The 23,483-nt window shown below is 54.8% G+C and carries 21 protein-coding genes; 15 read left to right on the top strand and 6 right to left on the bottom strand.

Going from position 1 to position 23,483, the window contains the following annotated elements:
- Positions 1-2 precede the first annotated feature (2 nt).
- The 3 genes from C3708_RS21645 to C3708_RS21635 form a co-directional block, all read right to left on the bottom strand.
- Complete coding sequence (locus C3708_RS21645) at positions 3-1,466, bottom strand: glycoside hydrolase family 1 protein (protein ID WP_103950223.1); 1,464 nt, start codon at positions 1,464-1,466, stop codon at positions 3-5.
- Entirely contained in the window at positions 1,466-3,277 is a 1,812-nt protein-coding gene (locus C3708_RS21640; protein WP_103950222.1) for a beta-glucoside-specific PTS transporter subunit IIABC, read from the bottom strand. The genes C3708_RS21645 and C3708_RS21640 overlap by 1 nt, the downstream gene beginning before the upstream one ends.
- A gap of 178 nt (positions 3,278-3,455) precedes the next feature.
- Positions 3,456-4,262: a dienelactone hydrolase family protein gene (locus tag C3708_RS21635; RefSeq protein ID WP_103950221.1), complete on the bottom strand. Its 807-nt coding sequence runs from the start codon at positions 4,260-4,262 to the stop codon at positions 3,456-3,458.
- A gap of 251 nt (positions 4,263-4,513) precedes the next feature.
- Here C3708_RS21635 and udp point away from each other — a divergent pair, with 251 nt between their 5' ends.
- The 9 genes from udp to tatD all read left to right on the top strand — a co-directional run bounded on the left by udp (position 4,514) and on the right by tatD (position 12,426).
- Complete coding sequence (gene udp, locus C3708_RS21630; protein ID WP_103950220.1) at positions 4,514-5,275, top strand: uridine phosphorylase; 762 nt, start codon at positions 4,514-4,516, stop codon at positions 5,273-5,275.
- Between the two features lie 138 nt (positions 5,276-5,413).
- Positions 5,414-6,844: a DNA recombination protein RmuC gene (gene rmuC / locus C3708_RS21625; RefSeq protein WP_103950219.1), complete on the top strand. Its 1,431-nt coding sequence runs from the start codon at positions 5,414-5,416 to the stop codon at positions 6,842-6,844.
- A 93-nt stretch (positions 6,845-6,937) separates the two neighbouring features.
- Entirely contained in the window at positions 6,938-7,693 is a 756-nt protein-coding gene (gene ubiE / locus C3708_RS21620; protein WP_095283863.1) for a bifunctional demethylmenaquinone methyltransferase/2-methoxy-6-polyprenyl-1,4-benzoquinol methylase UbiE, read from the top strand.
- A 13-nt stretch (positions 7,694-7,706) separates the two neighbouring features.
- A complete protein-coding gene (gene ubiJ / locus C3708_RS21615; protein ID WP_095283862.1) occupies positions 7,707-8,312 on the top strand; it encodes a ubiquinone biosynthesis protein UbiJ in 606 nt (201 codons plus the stop codon).
- Complete coding sequence (gene ubiB, locus C3708_RS21610) at positions 8,309-9,949, top strand: ubiquinone biosynthesis regulatory protein kinase UbiB (protein ID WP_095283861.1); 1,641 nt, start codon at positions 8,309-8,311, stop codon at positions 9,947-9,949. Before ubiJ ends, ubiB begins: the two co-directional genes overlap by 4 nt.
- Positions 9,950-10,025: 76 nt before the next feature.
- The gene (gene tatA / locus C3708_RS21605; RefSeq protein ID WP_095283860.1) at positions 10,026-10,286 is read left to right on the top strand and encodes a Sec-independent protein translocase subunit TatA; all 261 of its coding nucleotides are present in this window, start codon (positions 10,026-10,028) and stop codon (positions 10,284-10,286) included.
- A gap of 3 nt (positions 10,287-10,289) precedes the next feature.
- A complete protein-coding gene (gene tatB, locus C3708_RS21600; protein ID WP_095283859.1) occupies positions 10,290-10,829 on the top strand; it encodes a Sec-independent protein translocase protein TatB in 540 nt (179 codons plus the stop codon).
- A gap of 2 nt (positions 10,830-10,831) precedes the next feature.
- Positions 10,832-11,602 (top strand): Sec-independent protein translocase subunit TatC, encoded by a 771-nt coding sequence (tatC, locus tag C3708_RS21595; protein ID WP_095283858.1) that lies wholly within the window; start codon positions 10,832-10,834, stop codon positions 11,600-11,602.
- A gap of 41 nt (positions 11,603-11,643) precedes the next feature.
- Complete coding sequence (tatD, locus tag C3708_RS21590) at positions 11,644-12,426, top strand: 3'-5' ssDNA/RNA exonuclease TatD (RefSeq protein WP_103950218.1); 783 nt, start codon at positions 11,644-11,646, stop codon at positions 12,424-12,426.
- Here the strand turns inward: tatD and rfaH are convergent.
- Positions 12,423-12,914, bottom strand: coding sequence for a transcription/translation regulatory transformer protein RfaH (gene rfaH, locus C3708_RS21585; RefSeq protein WP_095283856.1), 492 nt, complete (start codon positions 12,912-12,914; stop codon positions 12,423-12,425). The genes tatD and rfaH overlap by 4 nt on opposite strands.
- 170 nt (positions 12,915-13,084) lie before the next feature.
- On the opposite strand from rfaH, the gene ubiD reads away from it, so the two are divergent.
- Positions 13,085-14,590: a 4-hydroxy-3-polyprenylbenzoate decarboxylase gene (gene ubiD / locus C3708_RS21580; RefSeq protein WP_095283855.1), complete on the top strand. Its 1,506-nt coding sequence runs from the start codon at positions 13,085-13,087 to the stop codon at positions 14,588-14,590.
- 30 nt (positions 14,591-14,620) lie between these two features.
- On the top strand, positions 14,621-15,322 hold the full coding sequence (fre, locus tag C3708_RS21575) for an NAD(P)H-flavin reductase (protein ID WP_095283854.1): 702 nt from the start codon (positions 14,621-14,623) through the stop codon (positions 15,320-15,322).
- A gap of 191 nt (positions 15,323-15,513) precedes the next feature.
- Here fre and fadA read toward each other — a convergent pair whose 3' ends face one another.
- The gene (fadA, locus tag C3708_RS21570) at positions 15,514-16,677 is read right to left on the bottom strand and encodes an acetyl-CoA C-acyltransferase FadA (protein ID WP_103950217.1); all 1,164 of its coding nucleotides are present in this window, start codon (positions 16,675-16,677) and stop codon (positions 15,514-15,516) included.
- 9 nt (positions 16,678-16,686) lie between these two features.
- Entirely contained in the window at positions 16,687-18,876 is a 2,190-nt protein-coding gene (fadB, locus tag C3708_RS21565; RefSeq protein ID WP_103950216.1) for a fatty acid oxidation complex subunit alpha FadB, read from the bottom strand.
- Positions 18,877-19,064: 188 nt separating this feature from the next.
- Here fadB and pepQ point away from each other — a divergent pair, with 188 nt between their 5' ends.
- The 4 genes from pepQ to hemG are packed head-to-tail and all read left to right on the top strand — an operon-like array spanning position 19,065 to position 23,055.
- Entirely contained in the window at positions 19,065-20,396 is a 1,332-nt protein-coding gene (gene pepQ / locus C3708_RS21555) for a Xaa-Pro dipeptidase (RefSeq protein ID WP_103950215.1), read from the top strand.
- Positions 20,396-21,010: an IMPACT family protein gene (locus tag C3708_RS21550; protein ID WP_095283849.1), complete on the top strand. Its 615-nt coding sequence runs from the start codon at positions 20,396-20,398 to the stop codon at positions 21,008-21,010. The genes pepQ and C3708_RS21550 overlap by 1 nt, the downstream gene beginning before the upstream one ends.
- 39 nt (positions 21,011-21,049) lie before the next feature.
- On the top strand, positions 21,050-22,501 hold the full coding sequence (gene trkH / locus C3708_RS21545) for a Trk system potassium transporter TrkH (RefSeq protein WP_095283848.1): 1,452 nt from the start codon (positions 21,050-21,052) through the stop codon (positions 22,499-22,501).
- Positions 22,502-22,512: 11 nt separating this feature from the next.
- Positions 22,513-23,055: a menaquinone-dependent protoporphyrinogen IX dehydrogenase gene (gene hemG / locus C3708_RS21540; RefSeq protein ID WP_095283847.1), complete on the top strand. Its 543-nt coding sequence runs from the start codon at positions 22,513-22,515 to the stop codon at positions 23,053-23,055.
- Positions 23,056-23,483 lie beyond the last annotated feature (428 nt).

Genomic DNA, 23,483 nt, shown 5'->3' with positions numbered 1-23,483 from the left:
GTTTAGCTCATGTCAGCGCCATTGCTGGCAATCACTCTCTGGTACCACCAGAAGGAGTCTTTTTTCAGGCGCTTTAAGGTACCGTTGCCTTCATCATCCTGGTCGACATAAATAAAGCCGTAGCGCTTGGACATCTGCGAGGTACCCGCGCTGATAATGTCGATACAACCCCAGGTGGTGAATCCCATCACATCTACCCCTTCGTTAATAGCTGCCAAAGTTTGCTCGAAGTGGGCGCGGAAATAGTCGATGCGATAGCTGTCGTGGATTTTCCCTTCTTCAACAATATCTTTTGCGCCCAGTCCATTCTCGACAATAAACAGCGGCTTCTGGTAGCGATCGTAAAGTTCGAGCAGGGAAATTTTCAGCCCAATGGGGTCAATCTGCCATCCCCATTCGGATGCCGGCAAATACGGGTTTTTCACACCCAGAATTGTGTTGCCTGCGGTGCGCTCGACGTCCGCCTGCGTTGATTCAGTGAGCGACATGTAATAGCTAAAGGAGACGAAATCGACGGTATTTTCTTTGAGGATGCGTTGATCGTCTGCCTGCATCTCAATCTGAATATCGCGGCTGGCGAGATCGCGCAGGATCAGCGGTGGATATTCGCCAAACACCTGCACATCGGCATAGAAATAGTTTTCGAGATTCTTTTTCAGCGTGGCCTCTACGTCTTGCGGGCGACAGCTGTGCGGATAGGTGGTGAGTTTGGTGAGCATACATCCAACCTGGCTGCCTGGAATTTTGGCGTGGCAGTCGCGAGTCACCAGCGCAGACGCCACGAACTGGTGGTGCAGCCCCTGATAAATATCCTGCTTTGCTTTCCCTGGTGCACTTTTCTCTTCACGAATCCCGGCGGTAGTAAACGGGTGGCGATGAATACTGTCGATCTCGTTAAACGTGAGCCAGTAGCGCACCAAATCTTTATAGCGATCGAAGCAGACATTGCTGAAGCGCACGAAAGCGTCAACTACGTTGCGATTCACCCAGCCGTTATACTTTTCGCTTAGCGCCAGCGGCATTTCGTAATGTGAAAGCGTCACGAGCGGCTCAATATTGTGGCGGCGCAGTTCGCGGAACATCTCTTCGTAAAACTGCAGGCCAGCTTCATTTGGCGCGGCGTCTTCACCGGTCGGGAAAATACGCGACCAGGCGATAGATACGCGTAAAACCTTAAAGCCCATCTCGGCAAACAGGGCGATATCGTCTTTGTAGTGGTGGTAAAAATCTATGCCACGCCGCTTCGGGTACAACGCATCGTTACGGCCTTCAAACGCATCGCGAATGTTGTCATCCGTTAGCGCCATGTGGGCGTCATAGTCTTTCAGCGATAGATTGGGCTTCCAGGTGATGGCGTCAGCGACTGACGGTCCTTTGCCGTCAACGTTCCATGCCCCTTCAGCCTGATTAGCGGCAATCGCGCCGCCCCATAAAAAACCTTGCGGAAATGGGAGGGATTTATCCATTACACGGACTCCTTAAGCGTCATGATGATATGAGGGTGAGTGTCTTTATTGTTGTTACTGCCTGGTGTCAGCGAGAATCTTTCGCCATTTGTCACCACCATCACCACCACCGGGTCCAGCCCGGCGGCGGTGATGGTGTCGAGAGAAAATTCAATCAGTACGTCGCCTTCTTTAACCTGCTGACCTTCTTTCACCCGCGGGTGGAATCCTTCGCCCTGTAGCCTGATGGTGTCGATGCCGATGTGAAAAATCAGTTCAACGCCCGCATCGGTCAACAAACTCAATGCGTGACCACTTTCAAACACGTTCACCACTGTGCCGTGGGCGGGGGCGCGCAGAACGCCCTGAGAAGGGATGATAGCGATGCCATCTCCCATGATCTTGCGTGAGAAAACGTCGTCATTGACGTTCTCAAGAGGGATGATTTGCCCTTCTACGGGGCGGATAAGGGTCAGTGCGCTGGACTGCTCCGCAACGTTATCGCGCCATAAAAGCAGTGCGCTGAGGAAGGCGATGACAAAAGACAAGCCTGCACCGGCGAAGGCCCAGACGATGTTCATGGGATTATCAGGTGAAACAAACATGGAAATACTGGCAAGCCCTGGGCCGACCAGCGCAAAGGCTTCTATGGCCATCCAGCCAATAAACGCGCCGCCAACCAGGCTGCCCGCAATCACGCTGTAGAGTGCTTTTTTGTTCAGGAGCGTGACGCCATACAAGGCGGGTTCGGTAATACCAAATAGCGCTGAAATACCTGCTGAGAACGCGGTGGATTTCAGGACTTTATCTTTGCTCTTTAACGCGATCGCCAGACATGCCCCAGATTCGGCGATGTTATGCGCCAGCGATGCGGGTAAATAAAGCATTTCGCGACCAAACTGACTCATTGATGCCACTGCATAAGGCAGCATGGGTTTATGCATCCCGGCGGCGACCATAAAGGGCAGCGCGGCTGCGAGCAAACCCGTCGCCACAAATCCCAGCTTGCTATACAGCCATAAGATCACGGTGGCCAGCCCGGCACCAAGTTCATATCCTAACGGCCCGAGAATCAACAAAGTGACCGGTACGGTGACCAAAAGCGAGAGCATCGGCGAGAGGAAAATACGCAGTGCGCCTGGAGAATAGCGGTTAAACAATTTCTCGGTCTGAGCGTAAAACAGCACGCAAAGAATGGCCGGGAAGACCTGAGAGGCATACGCCACATTGCGCAGATCGAACGACATAAACTCAGCGCCATCAGCGAGTTGTTTCGTCATCGCCGGTAACACCATCACTGCAACGGCCGAGACAGCAACCAGTACGTTCACTTTTAGCTTCGTCGCGGTGGTAATTGCGACCAGAATCGGGAGGAAATAGAGCGGGGCAGAGCCGATGTTATCCAGCACTTTGTAGGTGGAACTGTCGCGACTAAGCCAGCCGAGTACGTCGAGCAGTAACAGGAGCGATTTGAGTACCCCACCGCCCGCGATGGCGGGTACCAGTGGCTGAAACACGCTAATAACAAAGTCGACAATCTGCACGCCACGGTTAGGTTTTGCGGTCTGAGTTGGTGCATTTGCCTGTGGCGAACCGACAAGTGAGCGCGCCGCTTCATAAACCTGAACCACCTCATGGCCGATGATCACCTGGCACTGCACGTTAACACGCACGCCCAGCACGCCGTCAATTTTCGCCAGTTCTGTCTCGTTCACTTTGCTGTTGTCGTACAGACTCAACCGTAAACGGGTGGAGCAATGTTCAAGGTGTTCGATGTTTTCAGCGCCACCCACCTGGGCGATGATATCCAGTGCTGTCTGCAAGTGATTCATGTCTGGCCCCTGTCTCCAGAGCAAAAAAAAAGACCTGAAGCCCATTCCTCCTGAGAAGGAGAGATGGGCTTCAGGTCTTGCCTACGGATCGTAGTTACACGCCTGTGCTTTTATATCGACCAAAATCTGTTGAAAAGTCAAACAACCGCTGCGGGTGTTGCGTCAATGTGTGAGCGACTTAACTCTTTTTCGCGCCATACTGCCTGAACCACGCCAGCATTCTCTGCCAGCCATCTTTGGCGGATTCTTGGTGATAGCTCGGGCGATAATCAGCGTTAAAGGCGTGGCCCGCGTCGGGATAAACGACGATCTCGGCTTTGGCATTGGCGGCACGCAGCGCCTGACGCATGGTCTCTACGCTCTCAAGCGTGATCCCGGTATCCTGTCCGCCGTAAAGGCCCAGGACTGGCGCGTTAAGATCGGTGGCGATATCCACCGGATGTTTCGGCGAATTCAACGTTTTCTCACCGACCAGTTTGCCATACCACGCCACAGCAGCCTTAAGCTGCGGATTGTGCGCGGCATACAGCCAACTGATACGCCCGCCCCAGCAAAAACCGGTCACCAACAGACGATGCGAATCGCCGCCGTTACGCGCCGCCCAGCTCGCCACGTGGTCCAGATCGGCCAGGACCTGTGCATCCGGCACTTTGCTGACCAGATTGCTGAAAAGGGTCGGAATATCGCTGTAGTCGTTCGGGTCGCCCTGACGGAAATAGAGCTCCGGTGCGACGGCCAGATAACCTTCCAGCGCCAGTCGGCGACAGATATCGCGAATATGTTCATGAACGCCAAAAATTTCCTGAACCACAATCACGATCGGCAATGGACCGTCTGCCTGTTTCGGGCGCGCGTGGTAGGCGGGCATGTTCTCACCCTGCGACGGGATCGAGGTTTCGCCAGACGTTATGGCTTCTTCTGACGTCGAGACAATAGTGGAGGCGAGAGGGGCTGCAGCAGGTGCAAAATGGGTCTTTTGTGTCATGGTATTCTCCGTACCCGTAAGCGCAAAAGTAAATATAGACCTCAAGTTAACAACTCACAGTGCCCGAAACGGGCTATCTTTTGTGCAGCTAAGAACGATAAAACTTGTTAATGTGATGTAAATCACTATTTTATGGAAATTAACTGCAACCATTTTCATTCATGGTGAGGTGCGTCACGAAATTAAGCCTGGTGCTTCTGTAAAGTACCGTTTTACTTCTTCTGACACACCGACCCACAGAGGAGTCACCTATGTCTAAGTCTGATGTTTTTCATCTCGGCCTCACTAAAAACGATTTACAAGGGGCTACGCTGGCTATCGTCCCTGGCGATCCTGAGCGTGTGGAAAAGATCGCCGCGCTGATGGATAAGCCGGTTAAGCTGGCAGCGCATCGTGAATTCACCACCTGGCGTGCAGAGCTGGATGGCAAAGCGGTTATCGTGTGCTCGACCGGTATCGGCGGCCCGTCTACCTCTATTGCTGTGGAAGAGCTGGCGCAGCTGGGCATTCGTACTTTCCTGCGTATCGGTACTACCGGTGCAATTCAGCCGCATATCAGCGTCGGTGACGTGCTGGTGACCACTGCGTCCGTACGTCTGGACGGGGCAAGCCTGCACTTTGCGCCGATGGAATTCCCGGCGGTTGCGGACTTCGAATGTACGACGGCGCTGGTTGAAGCGGCTAAATCTATCGGTGCGACCACCCACATCGGCGTGACCGCCTCTTCTGACACCTTCTATCCAGGCCAGGAGCGTTACGACACCTTCTCTGGTCGCGTGGTCAACCGTTTCAAAGGCTCCATGGAAGAGTGGCAGTCGATGGGCGTCATGAACTATGAAATGGAATCTGCAACGCTGCTGACCATGTGCGCAAGCCAGGGTCTGCGTGCTGGTATGGTGGCGGGCGTTATCGTCAACCGTACCCAGCAAGAGATCCCGAACGCAGAAACCATGAAGCAGACAGAAAGCCACGCGGTGAAAATCGTGGTTGAAGCGGCTCGCCGCCTGATCTAATCGCACTGCATTCTGTTCAAGGCCGACGCGTTCGGCCTTTTCTTTTTGCGTAACGCCTCGCAGGAAAGCCCTTTCAAACTGGACGTTTATACAGCACAATTATATTTTGTGCGGTAACGGTTTGACGCAGGGGGCGTAGTGGACATCTCAATCATCATTTATGCGGCGATAGCGCTGGCGGGCTTAGCCATTGGCTGGCTGATTTCCGGCTATCAACACGCGCAGCACAAAGCCGAACAATTGGCCGATCGTGAAGAGATGGTGGCTGAGCTCAGCGCGACGAAACAGCAGTTGGCTCAGAGCGGCCACTGGCGCGATGAATGCGAGTTGCTTAACAACGAATTGCGCAATCTGCGCGATATCAATACCTCCCTCGAAGCCGATCTCCGCGAAGTGACCACCCGTCTGGAATCTACTCAGCTGCATGCGGAAGATAAAATCCGCCAGATGATCAACAGCGAACAGCGCCTCAGCGAGCAGTTCGAAAACCTCGCCAACCGTATTTTCGAACACAGTAACCGCCGCGTCGATGAACAAAACCGCCAAAGCCTGAATGGCCTGCTGACGCCGCTGCGTGAACAGCTCGACGGATTTCGTAAACAGGTACAGGACAGCTTTGGCATGGAAGCGCGCGAGCGCCACACGCTGGCGCACGAGATCCGTAATCTTCAACAGCTAAATGCGCAAATGGCGCAAGAGGCGGTCAATCTGACGCGCGCGCTAAAAGGTGATAACAAAACTCAGGGCAACTGGGGGGAAGTCGTGCTGACTCGCGTACTGGAGGCTTCCGGGCTGCGCGATGGCCACGAATATGAAACTCAGGTCAGCATCGAGACCGATACCCGCTCGCGAATGCAGCCCGATGTGATTGTGCGTTTGCCGCAGGGCAAAGACGTGGTTATCGATGCCAAAATGACGCTGGTGGCCTACGAGCGCTACTTCAATGCCGAAGACGACTTCACCCGCGAATCTGCGCTGCAGGAACACATCGCTTCCGTGCGAAACCATATCCGCCTGTTGGGCCGTAAGGATTACCAGCAGCTTCCCGGCCTGCGTTCGCTGGACTATGTGCTGATGTTTATCCCCGTCGAGCCGGCGTTTTTACTGGCGCTCGACAGGCAGCCGGAGCTGATCACTGAAGCGCTGAAAAACAACATTATGCTAGTGAGTCCAACTACGCTGCTGGTGGCGTTGCGTACCATAGCTAACCTGTGGCGTTACGAACATCAGAGCCGCAACGCGCAGCAGATCGCCGATCGTGCCAGCAAGCTATATGACAAAATGCGCCTGTTTGTCGACGATATGACATCCGTAGGGCAAAGCCTGGATCGCGCGCAGGATAACTACCGTCAGGCGATGAAAAAACTCTCATCCGGACGCGGCAATTTACTCTCCCAGGCCGAGGCATTCCGCACGCTGGGCGTGGAGGTGAAGCGCGAGATTAATCCGGAATTGGCCGAACAAGCCGTTGCGCAGGATGAGGAATACCGTCTGCGCGGTGCGGATAGTGAGCAAAATATACGCAGTAGCGACAATGATTTAGTGGCGCAAACGTCGTCCGAAACGTAGTCAGAGCGATTCTTCCAGGGTGGTTGAATCGTAGGGCAAACGCGTCCAATCTGATACACTTCACGCACATTTGACTGATTAGCAGGCACTGAGATGGTTGAAGATTCACAAGAAACAACGCACTTTGGCTTCCAGACTGTCGCCAAAGAGCAGAAAGCTGACATGGTGGCCCACGTATTCCATTCTGTGGCGTCAAAGTACGATGTCATGAATGACCTGATGTCATTCGGCATTCATCGCTTGTGGAAGCGTTTTACTATCGACTGTAGCGGTGTTCGCCGTGGTCAAACCGTTCTGGATCTTGCGGGGGGGACCGGCGATTTGACCGCCAAGTTCTCCCGTATGGTCGGTGAAACAGGTCGCGTAGTGCTAGCTGATATCAACGATTCAATGCTGAAAATGGGGCGCGAAAAGCTGCGCAACATCGGCGTTGTCGGTAACGTTGAATATGTCCAGGCTAACGCAGAAGCCCTGCCGTTCCCGGATAACACCTTCGATTGCATCACCATCTCTTTTGGCCTGCGCAATGTCACCGAAAAAGAGAAAGCGCTGCGTTCCATGTACCGCGTGCTGAAGCCGGGTGGACGTCTGCTGGTGCTGGAATTCTCCAAACCGATTATTGAACCGCTGAGTAAAGCGTATGACGCCTACTCGTTCCACATCTTGCCGCGTATTGGTGAGATGGTGGCTAACGACGCAGAAAGCTATCGCTATCTGGCGGAATCTATCCGTATGCACCCGGATCAGGAAACATTAAAAGCCATGATGCAGGATGCCGAGTTTGAAAACGTTGAGTACTTCAACCTGACGGCGGGTGTTGTCGCGCTGCATCGCGGCTACAAGTTCTGAGTGGAGGCAAATCATGCCTTTTAAACCGTTAATCACCGCAGGCATCGAGAATGTCCTGAACACCTTTCTTTATCGCTCGCCGGCGCTGAAAACGGCGCGTCAGCGACTGAACGGGAAGGTGCTGCGTGTCGTCTTAAAAGAGTTCTCGACGCCGCTGGTGTTGGTCTTCAGTGAGCGCCAACTTGATGTGCTGGGAGAGTGGGAAGGCGAGGCCGACTGTTCTGTCATCACACACATGAACGTGCTGCCAAAACTGCGCGACCGCCAGCAATTGACGGCGCTGATTCGCAGCGGCGAGCTGGAAGTTGAAGGCGATCTTCAGGTGGTACAAAACTTCGTTGCTCTGGCCGATCTGGCCGAGTTTGATCCGGCGGAGTTGTTGGCTCCTTACACTGGCGACATTGTGGCTGAAGGCATCGGTAAGTTTATTCGCGGTGGCTCGTCGTTTTTAAGTAAAGGGATGCAACGTCAGCAACGATACGTTGCCGAAGTGCTAACCGAAGAGTGGCGCATGGCGCCCGGTCCACTGGAGATGGCGTGGTTTGCGGAAGAGTCTGCTGCCGTTGAACGTGCGGTTGACGCGTTTACCCAACGCCTGGAAAAACTGGAGGGCAAATGACGCCTGGTGAAATTCGGCGCCTCTACTTTATCGTTCGCACCTTTTTGAGTTACGGGCTCGACGAGCTTATCCCCAAAATGCGTATCACGCTGCCGCTGCGAATCGGTCGGCGTATGCTGTTCTGGATGCCAAATCGTCATAAAGACCAGCCGCTGGGCGAGCGTTTACGCCTGGCGTTGCAGGAGCTTGGTCCGGTCTGGATTAAATTCGGGCAGATGCTCTCGACCCGCCGCGATCTCTTCCCACCGCAAATTGCCGATCAGCTGGCGTTGTTACAGGACCGCGTGGCACCCTTCGACGGTGCGCGAGCCAAACAGCAAATCGAAGAGGCGATGGGGAACATTCCGGTTGAAACCTGGTTTGATGATTTCGAAATCACCCCGCTGGCCTCTGCATCTATTGCTCAGGTACACACCGCACGGCTGAAAGAGAACGGCAAAGAGATCGTCATCAAGGTGATCCGCCCGGATATCCTGCCGGTTATCAAAGCGGACATGAAGCTGATTTACCGTCTGGCGCGCTGGGTTCCCCGTTTGCTGCCGGATGGCCGTCGTCTGCGTCCAATGGAAGTGGTCCGCGAGTATGAAAAAACGCTGATCGACGAGTTGAATTTACTGCGCGAATCGGCCAACGCCATCCAGCTGCGCCGTAACTTTGAAAACAGCCCGATGCTGTACGTACCGGAAGTCTATTCCGACTACTGCAGTCAGAACATGATGGTCATGGAGCGCATCTACGGTATTCCCGTTTCGGATGTGGTGGCGTTGGAAAAGCAGGGTACCAACATGAAACTGCTGGCTGAACGCGGGGTGCAGGTATTTTTCACCCAGGTGTTCCGCGACAGTTTCTTCCACGCTGATATGCATCCAGGTAACATCTTCGTGAGTTACGAGCACCCGGAAGACCCGAAGTATATCGGCATCGACTGCGGGATTGTCGGCTCTCTCAACAAAGAAGATAAACGCTACCTGGCAGAGAACTTTATCGCCTTCTTTAACCGCGATTACCGCAAGGTGGCCGAGCTGCATGTCGACTCTGGCTGGGTCCCACCGGATACCAACGTCGAAGAGTTTGAGTTTGCGATCCGCACCGTCTGCGAGCCGATTTTTGAAAAGCCGCTGTCGGAAATCTCGTTTGGTCACGTGCTGTTGAATCTGTTTAATACCGCGCGACGCTTCAATATGGAAGTGCAGCCGCAGTTAGTTTTACTCCAGAAAACACTACTTTACGTTGAGGGCGTAGGCCGCCAGCTCTATCCTCAGTTAGACTTATGGAAAACAGCGAAACCTTTCCTGGAGTCGTGGATTAAAGATCAGGTCGGTATTCCTTCGCTGGTGCGAGCGTTTAAAGAGAAAGCGCCGTTCTGGATCGAAAAAATGCCGGAGATTCCTGAACTGGTTTACGACACTTTGCGTCAGAGCAAGAACCTTCAGCACAGCATGGATAAAATCGCCCGCGAGCTTCAGTCCAACCGCGTACGTCAGGGACAATCTCGCTATCTCTTTGGGATAGGTGCAACGCTGTTGCTCAGTGGCACACTGTTGCTGATTAATCGCCCGGACTGGGAGATGATGCCCGCCTGGGTGATGGCCGGAGGCCTTGTGGTCTGGCTGATTGGCTGGAGAAAAACGCGCTGAATTTGCGTCGCTATCGCCGGGTTGCATACGTATAATGCAACCTGATTAATTAATCATCATCTATCGAGGATGTAGTATGGGTGGTATCAGTATCTGGCAATTGTTAATCATTGCCGTCATCGTCGTGCTGCTGTTTGGCACTAAAAAGCTCGGTTCTATCGGTTCCGACCTTGGCGCGTCCATCAAAGGCTTCAAGAAAGCCATCAGCGATGATGAAGATAAAGACAAGCAGGAAAAATCCAGCCAGGATGCGGATTTCACGGCTAAATCTCTCGCTGATAAACAAGACGAAGCCAAAAAGGAAGACGCTAAACGCCACGATAAAGAGCAGGTGTAAGTCGTGTTTGATATTGGTTTTGGTGAACTGCTGCTGGTATTCGTGATTGGCCTGATCGTATTAGGCCCGCAGCGTTTACCCGTGGCAGTAAAAACTGTTGCGGGCTGGGTGCGCGCGCTGCGTTCGCTGGCCACGACGGTACAAAATGAACTGGCGCAGGAACTCAAGCTTCAGGAGTTTCAGGACAGCCTGAAAAAGGTTGAGAAGGCGAGCATGGATAACCTGTCGCCGGAACTGAAAGCCTCGATGGATGAATTGCGTGAAGCCGCAGAGTCCATGAAGCGCTCATACAGTGTCAACGATCCTGAAAAAGCGAGCGATGAAGCCAACACCATTCGTAATCCGTTAGTGAAGGATAACGAAGCGCAGCATGAAGGTGTGACGCCTGCCGATGCCGAGCATCAAGCCAGCGCACCGGCGCAAGCACCTGTTGAACAAGAATCCATGTCAGCGCAAGAGCCTGGGGTTAAACCAAAGGCAGCAGAAGTTAAAGCCGCCGCACCCGTTCCTGAATCCGCCCCTTCGTCGAGTGATAAAGCGTAAACATGGCAGTAGATGATACTCAACCACTCATTACGCATCTCATAGAGCTGCGTAAGCGCCTGTTAAACAGTATTATTGCTGTTTTTCTGATCTTCATTTGTCTGGTCTATTTCGCCAACGACATCTACCAGATTGTCTCCGCGCCGTTGATCAAGCAAATGCCGCTGGGCGCCACCATGATTGCCACCGATGTGGCGTCTCCATTCTTTACGCCGATCAAGCTGACGTTCTGGGTTTCGCTGATTGCCTCAGCACCCGTGATTCTGTACCAGGTGTGGGCGTTTGTCGCACCAGCGCTGTACAAACACGAACGCAAGCTGGTTATCCCACTGCTGGTTTCCAGTTCGCTGCTGTTTTACATCGGCATGGCGTTTGCGTATTTCGTCGTCTTCCCGCTGGCCTTTGGCTTCCTGACGCATACCGCGCCGGAAGGGGTTCAGGTATCGACGGACATCGCCAGCTATCTCAGCTTTGTGATGGCGTTATTCATGGCGTTTGGCGTGGCCTTCGAAGTACCGGTCGCCATCGTCTTGCTGTGTTGGATGGGCGTGACCACGCCGGACGATCTGCGTAAGAAGCGCCCGTATATGCTGGTCGGTGCGTTTGTCGTGGGTATGCTGCTGACGCCACCGGATGTCTTCTCGCAAACACTGCTGGCCATACCGATGTATTGCCTGTTTGAAGTTGGCGTATTCTTCTCGCGATTCTATGTGGGTAAACGACGCGCACCGGATGACGAAGAAGATGAGGCTGAGAAGCCGACAGAAGAGTAAAACCAGCCGCCCGACAGGGCGGTTGTCATATGGGAGAAAGCATGTTTGATATAGGACTGAATCTGACCAGCCCGCAGTTTGCGAAAGACCGCGATGAAGTCGTGGCGCGCGCGTTTTCTGCTGGCGTCAAAGGACTGCTGCTGACGGGCACCAATCTTGAGGAAAGCCAGCACGCACAGCAGTTGGCTCAAAGTATTGATCGCTGCTGGTCTACCGCAGGCGTGCATCCTCATGACAGCAGTCACTGGACCGATGAAAGCACCGAGTTGCTGTATGCGCTGGCGAATACGCCAGAAGTGGTGGCAATCGGCGAATGTGGCCTCGATTTCAACCGTAATTTTTCTACCCCAGCGGAGCAGGAACGGGCCTTCACCGCACAGCTGGCGCTGGCAGCAGAACTCGGGATGCCTGTTTTTATGCACTGTCGCGATGCCCATGAACACTTTCTGGCGCTGCTGGAACCTTGGCTGGATAAACTCCCTGGCGCAGTCCTGCACTGTTTTACCGGCTCCCGTCAGGAGGCGATGGATTGTCTGGATCGTGGGTTGTATCTGGGCATTACCGGCTGGGTGTGCGACGAGCGTCGTGGGCTGGAACTGCGCGAGCTGTTGCCGGTCATTCCTGCCGATCGGCTGCTGGTCGAAACGGATGCGCCGTATCTTCTGCCGCGCGATATGCGCCCCAAACCCGCGTCGCGACGCAATGAACCGGCTTATCTGGGCCATATCCTTGAGCGGATTGCGCACTGGCGGGGTGAGGAACTGGCCTGGCTGGACGCGCAGACGGATGACAACGTGCGTCGTTTGTTTGGCGTAACGTTTTAAACTTTGCGGAATTCAGTGTTTTTGACGCTCTGACGGACCTGCTTATTGAGAAAATTCAGCAGCAGCATAGAACGCGCTTCGCCGTCTGGCTCCGCAAAAATCGCCTGGAATCCTTCGAATGCGCCTTCGGTGATAACCACGTTATCGCCGGGGAAGGGCGTATCAGGATCGGTGATATCTTCCGGCTGTTGATAGACCGAAAGCTGGTGGATCACGGTAGAAGGCACGGTAGCGGGTTGTGAACCAAAGCGCACGAAGTGGCTGACACCACGGGTGGCGTTGATGGTGGTGGTGTGGATCACTTCCGGGTCGAATTCGACGAAAAGATAGTTGGGGAACAGCGGTTCACTGACCGTCGTACGCTTGCCGCGCAGCAATTTTTCGAGCGTAATAACGGGCATCAGACAATTCACTGCCTGACGCTCAAGATGTTCTTGCGCACGCTGAATCTGTCCACGTTTGCAATACAATAAATACCAGGCTTGCATAATCACTCTTTCCCTTTGTTCGCGGCGCAAGCATATCAAAACCCCGTCGGGATCGCTAAGGTGATTATAATGGCCGAAAGGGGAAGTTGAGGCAGAACTTCACGCTTATTTAACAAAATTACAGCGTCATGATGACGAACGCCGTATAATGAAGCGCTTACCGAGAGGCCATGACTAACTGCATGAAATACCACGATCTACGCGACTTCCTGGCGCTGCTTGAAAAGCAGGGCGAACTCAAACGCATTAAGCACCCTGTTGATCCTTATCTGGAAATGACAGAAATCGCCGACCGCACCCTGCGTGCCGGTGGCCCCGCGCTGCTGTTTGAAAATCCCAAAGGCTACACCATGCCGGTGCTCTGCAACCTGTTCGGCACGCCAAAGCGTGTGGCGATGGGCATGGGGCAGGAAGATGTCAGTGCCCTGCGCGAAGTCGGTAAACTGCTGGCTTTCCTGAAAGAACCTGAGCCGCCGAAAGGCTTCCGCGACCTGTTCGACAAACTGCCGCAGTTTAAGCAGGTGCTGAACATGCCGACCAAACGCCTGCGCGGTGCGCCGTGCCAGCAGAAAATCCTCGAAGGTGACGCCGTCGATCTGACGCAAATCCCGATTATGCAGTGCTGGCCGGAAGATGCCGCGCCGCTGATCACCTGGGGTTTAACCGTCACCCGTGGTCCACACAAAGAGCGTCAGAATCTCGGTATTTATCGCCAGCAGTTAATTGGCAAAAACAAATTGATCATGCGCTGGCTGTCGCATCGCGGCGGCGCGCTTGATTTCCAGGAGTGGTGCGCAGCGCATCCGGGCGAGCGTTTCCCGGTTTCGGTGGCGCTCGGTGCCGATCCGGCGACCATTCTCGGCGCGGTGACGCCGGTTCCTGATACCCTTTCGGAATACGCTTTCGCGGGCCTGCTGCGCGGCACCAAAACCGAAGTGGTGAAGTGTATTTCCAACGACCTCGAAGTGCCGGCCAGCGCGGAAATCGTGCTCGAAGGTTACATCGAGCAGGGCGAACTGGCACCGGAAGGGCCGTATGGCGACCACACGGGATACTACAATGAAGTGGATAGTTTCCCGGTGTTTACCGTGACGCACATTACTCAGCGTGACGATGCGATATATCACTCGACCTATACTGGCCGTCCGCCAGATGAGCCTGCGGTATTAGGCGTCGCGCTGAACGAAGTGTTTGTACCGATTCTGCAAAAGCAGTTCCCGGAAATTGTCGATTTCTATCTGCCGCCGGAAGGGTGCTCCTATCGCCTGGCGGTGGTGACAATCAAGAAACAGTACGCAGGTCACGCCAAGCGCGTGATGATGGGTGTTTGGTCATTCCTGCGCCAGTTTATGTATACCAAATTTGTTATTGTCTGCGATGACGACGTCAATGCCCGCGACTGGAATGACGTTATCTGGGCCATCACCACGCGGATGGACCCGGCGCGCGACACGGTGTTAGTGGAAAACACACCGATTGATTATCTGGATTTTGCCTCGCCGGTTTCTGGGCTTGGTTCAAAAATGGGACTGGATGCCACCAATAAATGGCCCGGCGAAACCGAGCGTGAATGGGGTCGCCCGATTAAAAAAGATCCTGAAGTGACCGCGCGAATTGACGCGATATGGGACGAGTTGGCCATATTGAATGACGGTAAGCCAGAGACTGACCGTTAAGCCCTATAGACTTCCCGACAGAGAGAGCGAATGACAACCTTAAGCTGTAAAGTGACCTCGGTAGATGCTATCACCGACACCGTATATCGCGTCCGTTTGGTTCCGGAGGCGGCGTTTTCATTCCGCGCGGGCCAATATTTGATGGTGGTGATGGATGAACGTGATAAGCGCCCTTTCTCTATGGCGTCTACGCCAGCTGAGCAGGAATTTATTGAGCTGCATATCGGTGCGTCAGAGCTTAATTTGTATGCCATGGCGGTGATGGACCGCATCCTGAAAGAGCGTGAAATCGACGTGGATATTCCGCACGGCGAAGCCTGGCTGCGCGAAGACGAAGACCGTCCACTGATCCTAATCGCTGGTGGCACGGGCTTCTCCTACGTGCGTTCGATTCTGCTGACCGCGCTTTCGCAAAATCCAAATCGCGATATCACTATCTACTGGGGTGGCCGCGAAGAGAAACATCTCTACGATCTGTCCGAGCTGGAATCACTGAGCGTGACGCACCCGAATCTGCGCGTTGAGCCAGTGGTGGAGCAGCCGGAAGAGGGATGGCGTGGACGTTCAGGAACGGTGCTGACGGCGGTATTGCAGGATCACGGTACGCTGGCCGGACACGATATCTATATTGCCGGTCGTTTTGAAATGGCGAAGATTGCCCGCGATCTATTCTGTCATGAGCGTAATGCGCGTGAAGACCGCCTGTTCGGCGATGCGTTTGCGTTTATCTAAGGCGCGGCCTTTGCCCCTCACCCTAACCCTCTCCCCAAAGGGGCGAGGGAACCAATAAAAAACCCGCCCCTGACAGGCGGGAAAAACGGCAACTAAACTCTCTGAGACTAAATGATTGTAGGCCGGGCAAGCGCAGCGCCCCCGGCTTGTTGCCCGATGGCGTTTCGCTTATCGGGCCTACGTTATCTTGCTCACACTCGCTCAAACACCGTTGCGATCCCCTGACCCAACCCGATGCACATCGTCGCCAGACCAAACTGGGCGTCTTTGCGTTCCATCAGGTTAATCAGTGTGGTGCTGATACGTGCACCCGAACAACCCAGCGGATGACCGAGGGCGATCGCGCCGCCGTTGAGGTTGATCTTCTCGTCGATCTGCTCCATCAGCCCCAGATCCTTAATGCACGGCAGGATCTGCGCGGCGAACGCTTCGTTCATCTCAAACAGGTCGATATCGCTGGTCGTCAGACCGGCTTTTTTCAGCGCCAGTTTTGACGCCGGAACCGGACCATAACCCATAATAGACGGGTCACATCCGACAACCGCCATTGAACGTATACGAGCGCGCGGGGTTAAACCTAACTCGCGGGCGCGGCTTTCGCTCATCACCAGCATCGCCGCCGCACCGTCGGAAAGGGCAGAAGATGTCCCTGCCGTCACCGTGCCGGTGACCGGGTCAAACGCCGGGCGCAGGGTGGACAACGCTTCAATGGTGGTTTCCGGGCGAATCACTTCGTCGTAGAAGAACTGTTTCAGCACGCCGTCCGCGTCATGGCCGCCGGTCGGGAGGATCTCATTTTTAAACGCACCGGATTGTGTGGCGGCCCAGGCGCGAGCGTGGGAACGCGCGGCAAAGGCGTCCTGCATTTCGCGGCTGATGCCGTGCATGCGGGAGAGCATCTCGGCGGTCAGCCCCATCATACCGGCAGCTTTTGCCACGTTGCGGCTCATGCCTGGGTGGAAATCGACGCCGTGGCTCATCGGTACATGGCCCATGTGTTCCACGCCACCGACCATGCACACCTGCGCATCGCCGGTCATGATCATGCGGGCCGCATCGTGCAGCGCCTGCATCGACGAACCGCACAGACGGTTGACGGTGACCGCCGGAACCGAGTGCGGAATTTCTGCCAGCAGCGAGGCGTTACGGGCGATGTTAAAGCCCTGCTCCAGAGTTTGCTGCACGCAGCCCCAGTAAATATCGTCCAGCGCCGCCGCTTCCAGCGCGGGGTTACGCGCCAGCAGGCTACGCATCAGGTGCGCGGAGAGATCTTCCGCGCGCACGTTGCGGAATGCGCCGCCCTTTGAACGGCCCATCGGGGTGCGAATTGCATCGACAATGACAACCTGTTCCATTGTGACTCCTTAAGCCGTTTTCAGCTCGCCGACCGGACGGGCAGGCGCAACTGGGGGATAGTATGGTTCGTTATGACGCGCTTTATTGCGCAGGCCTTCCGGCACTTCATACAACGCCCCGAGATGCTGGTATTGCTGCGCCATGTCGAGATATTTCGCGCTGCCGAGCGTATCCAGCCAGCGGAACGCGCCGCCGTGGAACGGAGGGAAACCGAGGCCGTAGACCAGCGCCATATCCGCTTCTGCCGGGCTTGCGATAATGCCTTCTTCCAGGCAACGCACCACTTCGTTGACCATTGGGATCATCATGCGGGCGATGATCTCTTCGTCGCTGAAGTCACGTTTGGCCTGGCTGACGTCAGCCAGCAGATCTTCAACGGCGGCATCGTCTTCTTTCTTCGGCTTGCCTTTGTTGTCTTCTTTATAGCGCCAGAAGCCAAGACCGTTTTTCTGCCCAAAGCGATTGGCGTCGAACAGTGCGTCGATGGCGTCACGATAATCTTTCTGCATACGCTGCGGGAAACCAGCGGCCATCACGGCCTGCGCGTGGTGCGCGGTGTCGATGCCGACCACATCCAGCAGGTACGCCGGGCCCATCGGCCAGCCGAACACTTTTTCCATCACTTTATCGACTTTGCGGAAGTCCGCGCCGTCGCGCAGCAGCTGGCTGAATCCGGCGAAGTACGGGAACAGCACGCGGTTGACGAAGAAGCCTGGACAGTCGTTGACCACAATTGGGGTTTTGCCCATTTTGCTGGCCCACGCCACCACTTTAGCGATAGTTTGATCGGAGGTTTTTTCCCCGCGAATGACTTCGACCAGCGGCATACGGTGGACCGGGTTAAAGAAGTGCATCCCGCAGAAGTTTTCCGGGCGTTGCAGCACGCTGGCCAGTTCGCCGATCGGAATGGTCGAGGTGTTGGACGCCAGAACCGTATCCGGGCGCACTTTCTCTTCCGTTTCGGCCAGCACCGCTTTTTTCACTTTCGGGTTTTCGACGACGGCCTCAACGACCACGTCAACGCGATCGAAACCGGTGTAGTCCAGCGTCGGCTGAATCGTCGCAATCACGCCCGCCAGTTTCAGGCCGTCAATCTTGCCGCGCTCGAGCTGTTTGTTGAGCAGTTTGGCCGCTTCGTTCATGCCCAGCGTCAGGGATTTCTCGTTGATGTCTTTCATCACCACCGGCACGCCTTTCCAGGCAGACTGGTAGGCGATGCCGCCGCCCATAATGCCTGCGCCGAGTACCGCCGCGTGTTTTGGCGTTTCAACGTTTTTGGTGAGCTGTTTGGCTTTGCCTTTTACGAACTGGTCATTGAGGAAAATACCGACCAGCGCGCGCGCTTCGCTGGTGTGCGCCAGCGGAACGAAGCTTTGGTTTTCTAATTTCAGGGCTTCTTCGCGGCCAAAGCGTGCGGCGGCTTCGATGGTTTTCACGGCGGTAATCGGTGCCGGATAGTGTTTGCCTGCCGTCTGCATCACCATGCCTTTGGCGATGGTGAAGCTCATGGTGGCTTCAATTTTGCTGAGTTTCAGCGGCTCGAGCTTCGGCTGGCGTTTGGCTTTCCAGTCGAGATCGCCCTTGATCGCCTGACGTAAAATGGCGATGGCCCCGTCGCGCAGTTTTTCTGTCTTCACCACACCGTCGATCAGGCCGATTTTCAGCGCCTGTTCCGCGCCCACATCTTTACCCGCAGCGATGATTTCCAGCGCGCTGTCTGCGCCCAGCATACGTGGCATACGCACAGAACCACCGAAGCCCGGCATGATGCCCAGTTTGGTTTCCGGCAGACCGATACGCAGATCCGGCGTGGCGAGACGATAGTCGGTCGCCAGGACGCATTCGCAGCCGCCACCCAGCGCGTAGCCGTTGACGGCAGAAATGGTCGGGACAGGAAGATCTTCCAGGCGATTAAACACGCTGTTGGCAAAATGCAGCCACTGGCTGAGCTGTTCTTCCGGTACCTGGAACAGAGAGAGGAACTCGGTGATATCGGCACCGACAATAAAGGCCGCTTTTTCAGAACGCAGCAGCAGCCCTTTCAAATCAGCTTGTTTTTCGAGGACATCCAGCGCGTGGCCGAGGCTGGCCACCGTCGCGGTGTCGAGTTTGTTGACTGAGCCGGGGGCATCGAACACCAGTTCGGCGATGCCATCTTCCAGCCAGTCTACGTACAGGGTGTCGCCTTTGTAGAGCATGTCAGTCTCCTGAATCCAGCAATTGGATCTGGTCATACCAGATGAAGTCGAGTGTGGAATTTATGTTAATAAAATGCAAATCACTCATTAAATAATTGCTGCATTGATCACGCTCGGTGGAAATCACGCAGTAAAAGCGAGGTGTGCTAAGATGCGAAGACTTGAGCTCAATAAAGAAAGGAAGAATGATGGACTCACTGGCCTCACTTTATAAAAATCATATTGTTACGTTACAGGAACGTACCCGCGATGTACTGGCTCGCTTTAAGCTCGATGCGCTGCTGATTCACTCCGGCGAGCTGGTCAACGTCTTCCTGGACGACCATCCATACCCGTTCAAGGTCAATCCTCAGTTCAAAGCCTGGGTGCCGGTAACACAGGTTCCGAACTGCTGGCTGCTGGTGGATGGCGTGAACAAGCCGAAACTGTGGTTCTATCTGCCGGTTGATTACTGGCACAACGTGGAACCGCTGCCGACCAGCTTCTGGACCGAAGAAGTTGACGTGATTGCCCTGCCAAAAGCCGACGGGATCGGCAGTCAGCTGCCCGCTGCGCGCGGCAATATCGGCTATATCGGTCCGGTGCCGGAACGTGCTCTGGGTCTGGAGATTCCAGCGGATAACATCAACCCGAAAGGGGTGATCGATTATCTGCACTATTACCGCTCGTATAAGACCGACTATGAGCTTTCCTGCATGCGTGAAGCGCAGAAAACGGCGGTGAACGGTCATCAGGCGGCCCATGAAGCCTTCCTGTCCGGGATGAGCGAGTTCGATATCAATCAGGCGTACCTGACCGCGACGGGCCATCGGGATACCGACGTGCCGTACAGCAATATCGTGGCACTGAACGAGCATGCATCCGTGCTGCACTACACCAAACTGGATCACCGCGCACCGGCCGAGATGCGTAGCTTCCTGCTGGATGCGGGCGCTGAGTACAACGGCTACGCGGCCGACCTCACCCGTACTTGGGCGGCAAACGCGGACAACGATTTCGCGCATCTGATCAAAGACGTGAATGACGAACAGCTGGCACTTATCAGCACCCTGAAAGCGGGGACCAGCTACGTCGATTACCACATTCAGTTCCATCAGCGCATTGCCAAACTGCTGCGTAAGCACCAGATTGTGACGGACATGAGCGAAGAGGCGATGGTGGAAAACGATCTCACTGGGCCATTTATGCCGCACGGGATTGGTCATCCGTTGGGTCTGCAGGTTCACGATGTGGCTGGCTTTATGCAGGATGATACCGGTACGCATCTGGCGGCACCGTCGAAATATCCTTATCTGCGCTGCACTCGCGTGCTGCAGCCGCGTATGGTGCTGACCATCGAGCCGGGCATTTATTTCATCGATTCTCTGCTGCAGCCGTGGCGTGACGGTCAATTCAGCAAACACTTCAACTGGCAGAAAATTGAAGCGCTGAAACCGTTCGGTGGCATTCGTATTGAAGATAACGTGGTGATCCACGAAAACAGCATTGAGAACATGACGCGAGACCAGAAACTGGCGTGATGGATAGCTGGCTGATACCGGCCGAGCCGGTCATCTTCGTTGAAGAGATCAAAAAGAGCCGCTTTATCACGCTGTTGGCCCATACCGATGGCGTGGAGGCGGCGAAAGCATTCGTTGAATCCATTCGCGCGGAGCATCCCGACGCCCGTCACCACTGCGTGGCGTGGGTCGCTGGTCCGCCGAATGATTCGCAGCAGCTTGGCTTTTCTGATGATGGTGAACCCGCAGGCACGGCGGGTAAACCGATGCTCTCTCAGTTGATGGGAAGTGGCGTCGGAGAGATAACTGCCGTTGTGGTTCGTTACTACGGCGGCATCCTGTTAGGAACCGGTGGGCTGGTCAAAGCCTACGGTGGGGGTGTGCAGCAGGCGCTAAATCTGCTGAAGACGGTCCGCAAAACGCCACTGACCGAATATACTTTGTTGTGTGATTACGCTCAGTTATCTGGCATCGAAACGCTGCTTAAGCAATTTAACGGCGTGATTGTGCAGAGTGATTACCAGGCGACGGTCCAATTACGCGTGGCGCTTCCTCAGGCGGAACTGACGGCTTTTTCAGCAAAACTGGCTGATTTTAGTCGTGGTGCGTTGCAATTACTGCCGATTGAAGAATAATCCCCACCTTACTTTTTGAATACCAAAGGAACGGCAGAGATGCATTTTCGTGCCATAACCCGAATCGTTGGACTGCTGGTCATACTTTTTTCCGGGACGATGATCCTCCCAGGGCTGGTAGCGCTTATCTATCGGGACGGCGCGGGGCGCGCGTTCACGCAGACCTTCTTCGCCGCGCTGGTGATTGGCTCGATTCTCTGGTGGCCTAACCGCCGTGAGAAGGGCGAGCTGAAGTCCCGCGAGGGCTTTCTGATTGTGGTGCTGTTCTGGACCGTGCTGGGTAGCGTGGGTGCGCTGCCGTTTATCTTCGCGGAACAGCCTAATCTGACCGTCACCGACGCGTTTTTTGAATCCTTCTCCGGGCTGACGACGACGGGCGCCACCACGCTGGTGGGGCTGGACTCGTTGCCGCACGCCATCCTCTTTTATCGCCAGATGCTGCAATGGTTCGGCGGGATGGGGATCATCGTCCTCGCCGTCGCGATTCTGCCGATATTGGGCGTCGGCGGGATGCAGCTCTATCGCGCTGAAATGCCGGGGCCGCTGAAAGATAACAAAATGCGCCCGCGTATTGCGGAGACGGCAAAAACGCTCTGGTTTATCTACGTATTACTGACCGTCGCCTGTGCGCTGGCCCTGTGGTTTGCCGGGATGCCTGCTTTCGATGCGATTGGACACAGCTTTTCGACGATTGCGATTGGCGGGTTCTCGACTCACGACGCTAGCGTCGGCTACTTCGACAGCCCGACCATCAACACCATTATTGCTATCTTCCTGCTGATCTCCGGGTGTAACTACGGCCTGCACTTCTCTTTATTAAGTGGACGTAGCCTGAGGGTTTACTGGCGTGACCCGGAATTTAGAATGTTTATCGGTGTCCAGCTGACGCTGGTGATCATCTGCACCCTGGTGCTGTGGTTCCACGATGTTTACAGCTCGGCGGTGACCACCGTTAACCAGGCCTTCTTCCAGGTGGTGTCGATGGCAACCACTGCGGGCTTTACCACCGACAGCATCGCCCGCTGGCCGCTGTTCCTGCCGGTCCTGCTTTTATGCTCTGCTTTTATCGGCGGCTGTGCGGGGTCGACGGGCGGGGGGCTGAAGGTCATCCGTATTCTGCTCCTGTTCAAACAGGGCAACCGTGAGCTGAAACGTCTGGTACACCCGAATGCGGTGTATAGCATTAAGCTTGGCAACCGCGCGCTGCCGGAACGTATTCTCGAAGCGGTGTGGGGCTTCTTTTCTGCCTACGCGCTGGTCTTTATCGTCAGCATGCTGGCGATTATTGCCACCGGCGTGGATGATTTCTCGGCGTTTGCTTCTGTCGTGGCGACGCTCAATAACCTGGGGCCAGGGCTTGGCGTGGTGGCGGATAACTTTGCCAGTATGAACCCGGTTGCGAAATGGATCTTGATTGCCAACATGCTGTTTGGCCGTCTTGAGGTGTTTACGCTGCTGGTGCTGTTTACCCCAACATTCTGGCGCGAGTAAGGACTTATCTGGTGAAGACATTAATTTTATTCTCGACGCGCGACGGTCAGACGCGTGAGATTGCCTCTTATCTGGCGTCGGAATTGAAAGAGCAGGGCGTTTACGCCGATGTGGTGAATCTGAATCGGACCGAAGAGATTCAGTGGGCCGATTACGATCGCGTGGTCATTGGTGCTTCTATACGTTATGGCCATTTCCATCCGGCGTTGGATCGCTTTGTGAAAAAGCATCTCGACACCTTAATGACTCTGCCGGGTGCGTTCTACTCCGTGAATCTGGTGGCGCGTAAAGCAGAGAAGCGCACGCCGCAGACGAATAGCTACACGCGCAAGTTCCTGTTGAACTCGCCGTGGCAGCCAGAGCTGTGCGCCGTCTTTGCGGGGGCGCTGCGTTATCCACGCTACAGCTGGTATGACCGCTTTATGATCCGCTTGATTATGAAGATGACCGGTGGCGAAACCGACACGCGTAAAGAAGTGGTTTATACCGACTGGCCGCAGGTGGCCAGTTTTGCCCGAGAAATCGCGCAATTAACGGGCAGTTCGCATGTTTAATCAACGGTAAGTTTGAAAAATAAGCGAACGATAACTTTTTTGAATTTTATGCTTGTCACTGCCGAAGAACTCCCTATAATGCGCCTCCACTGACACGGAACAACGGCATACAGGCCGCCGGGTTAGCGGGGTTCAGTGATGAACACCAACAGAGAAAAGCGAAAATAAAGCTTGACTCTGAAGCGGGGGGGCGTAATATGCACACCCCGCGCCGTTGAGAAAAACGAAGCGGCACTGCTCTTTAACAATTTATCAGACAATCTGTGTGGGCACTCAAAGTGACATGGATTCTAAACGTCGCAAGACGCTAAATGAATACCAAAGTCTCTGAGTGAACATACGTAATTCATTACGAAGTTTAATTCACGAGCATCAAACTTAAATTGAAGAGTTTGATCATGGCTCAGATTGAACGCTGGCGGCAGGCC

Source organism: Lelliottia sp. 7254-16, assembly GCF_002922995.1.
Taxonomy (GTDB): domain Bacteria; phylum Pseudomonadota; class Gammaproteobacteria; order Enterobacterales; family Enterobacteriaceae; genus Enterobacter; species Enterobacter jeotgali.
The sequence above is the reverse complement of the archived record's forward strand: the minus strand, read 5'-3'. Positions and strand labels throughout refer to the sequence as shown.

Coding starts and splice junctions, on each gene's coding strand:
- C3708_RS21645 (WP_103950223.1), bottom strand. CDS start 1,466: ATGGATAAATCCCTCCCATTTCCGCAAGGTTTTTTATGGGGCGGCGCG.
- C3708_RS21640 (WP_103950222.1), bottom strand. CDS start 3,277: ATGAATCACTTGCAGACAGCACTGGATATCATCGCCCAGGTGGGTGGC.
- C3708_RS21635 (WP_103950221.1), bottom strand. CDS start 4,262: ATGACACAAAAGACCCATTTTGCACCTGCTGCAGCCCCTCTCGCCTCC.
- udp (WP_103950220.1), top strand. CDS start 4,514: ATGTCTAAGTCTGATGTTTTTCATCTCGGCCTCACTAAAAACGATTTA.
- ubiE (WP_095283863.1), top strand. CDS start 6,938: ATGGTTGAAGATTCACAAGAAACAACGCACTTTGGCTTCCAGACTGTC.
- ubiJ (WP_095283862.1), top strand. CDS start 7,707: ATGCCTTTTAAACCGTTAATCACCGCAGGCATCGAGAATGTCCTGAAC.
- ubiB (WP_095283861.1), top strand. CDS start 8,309: ATGACGCCTGGTGAAATTCGGCGCCTCTACTTTATCGTTCGCACCTTT.
- tatA (WP_095283860.1), top strand. CDS start 10,026: ATGGGTGGTATCAGTATCTGGCAATTGTTAATCATTGCCGTCATCGTC.
- tatC (WP_095283858.1), top strand. CDS start 10,832: ATGGCAGTAGATGATACTCAACCACTCATTACGCATCTCATAGAGCTG.
- tatD (WP_103950218.1), top strand. CDS start 11,644: ATGTTTGATATAGGACTGAATCTGACCAGCCCGCAGTTTGCGAAAGAC.
- rfaH (WP_095283856.1), bottom strand. CDS start 12,914: ATGCAAGCCTGGTATTTATTGTATTGCAAACGTGGACAGATTCAGCGT.
- ubiD (WP_095283855.1), top strand. CDS start 13,085: ATGACTAACTGCATGAAATACCACGATCTACGCGACTTCCTGGCGCTG.
- fre (WP_095283854.1), top strand. CDS start 14,621: ATGACAACCTTAAGCTGTAAAGTGACCTCGGTAGATGCTATCACCGAC.
- fadA (WP_103950217.1), bottom strand. CDS start 16,677: ATGGAACAGGTTGTCATTGTCGATGCAATTCGCACCCCGATGGGCCGT.
- fadB (WP_103950216.1), bottom strand. CDS start 18,876: ATGCTCTACAAAGGCGACACCCTGTACGTAGACTGGCTGGAAGATGGC.
- pepQ (WP_103950215.1), top strand. CDS start 19,065: ATGGACTCACTGGCCTCACTTTATAAAAATCATATTGTTACGTTACAG.
- C3708_RS21550 (WP_095283849.1), top strand. CDS start 20,396: ATGGATAGCTGGCTGATACCGGCCGAGCCGGTCATCTTCGTTGAAGAG.
- trkH (WP_095283848.1), top strand. CDS start 21,050: ATGCATTTTCGTGCCATAACCCGAATCGTTGGACTGCTGGTCATACTT.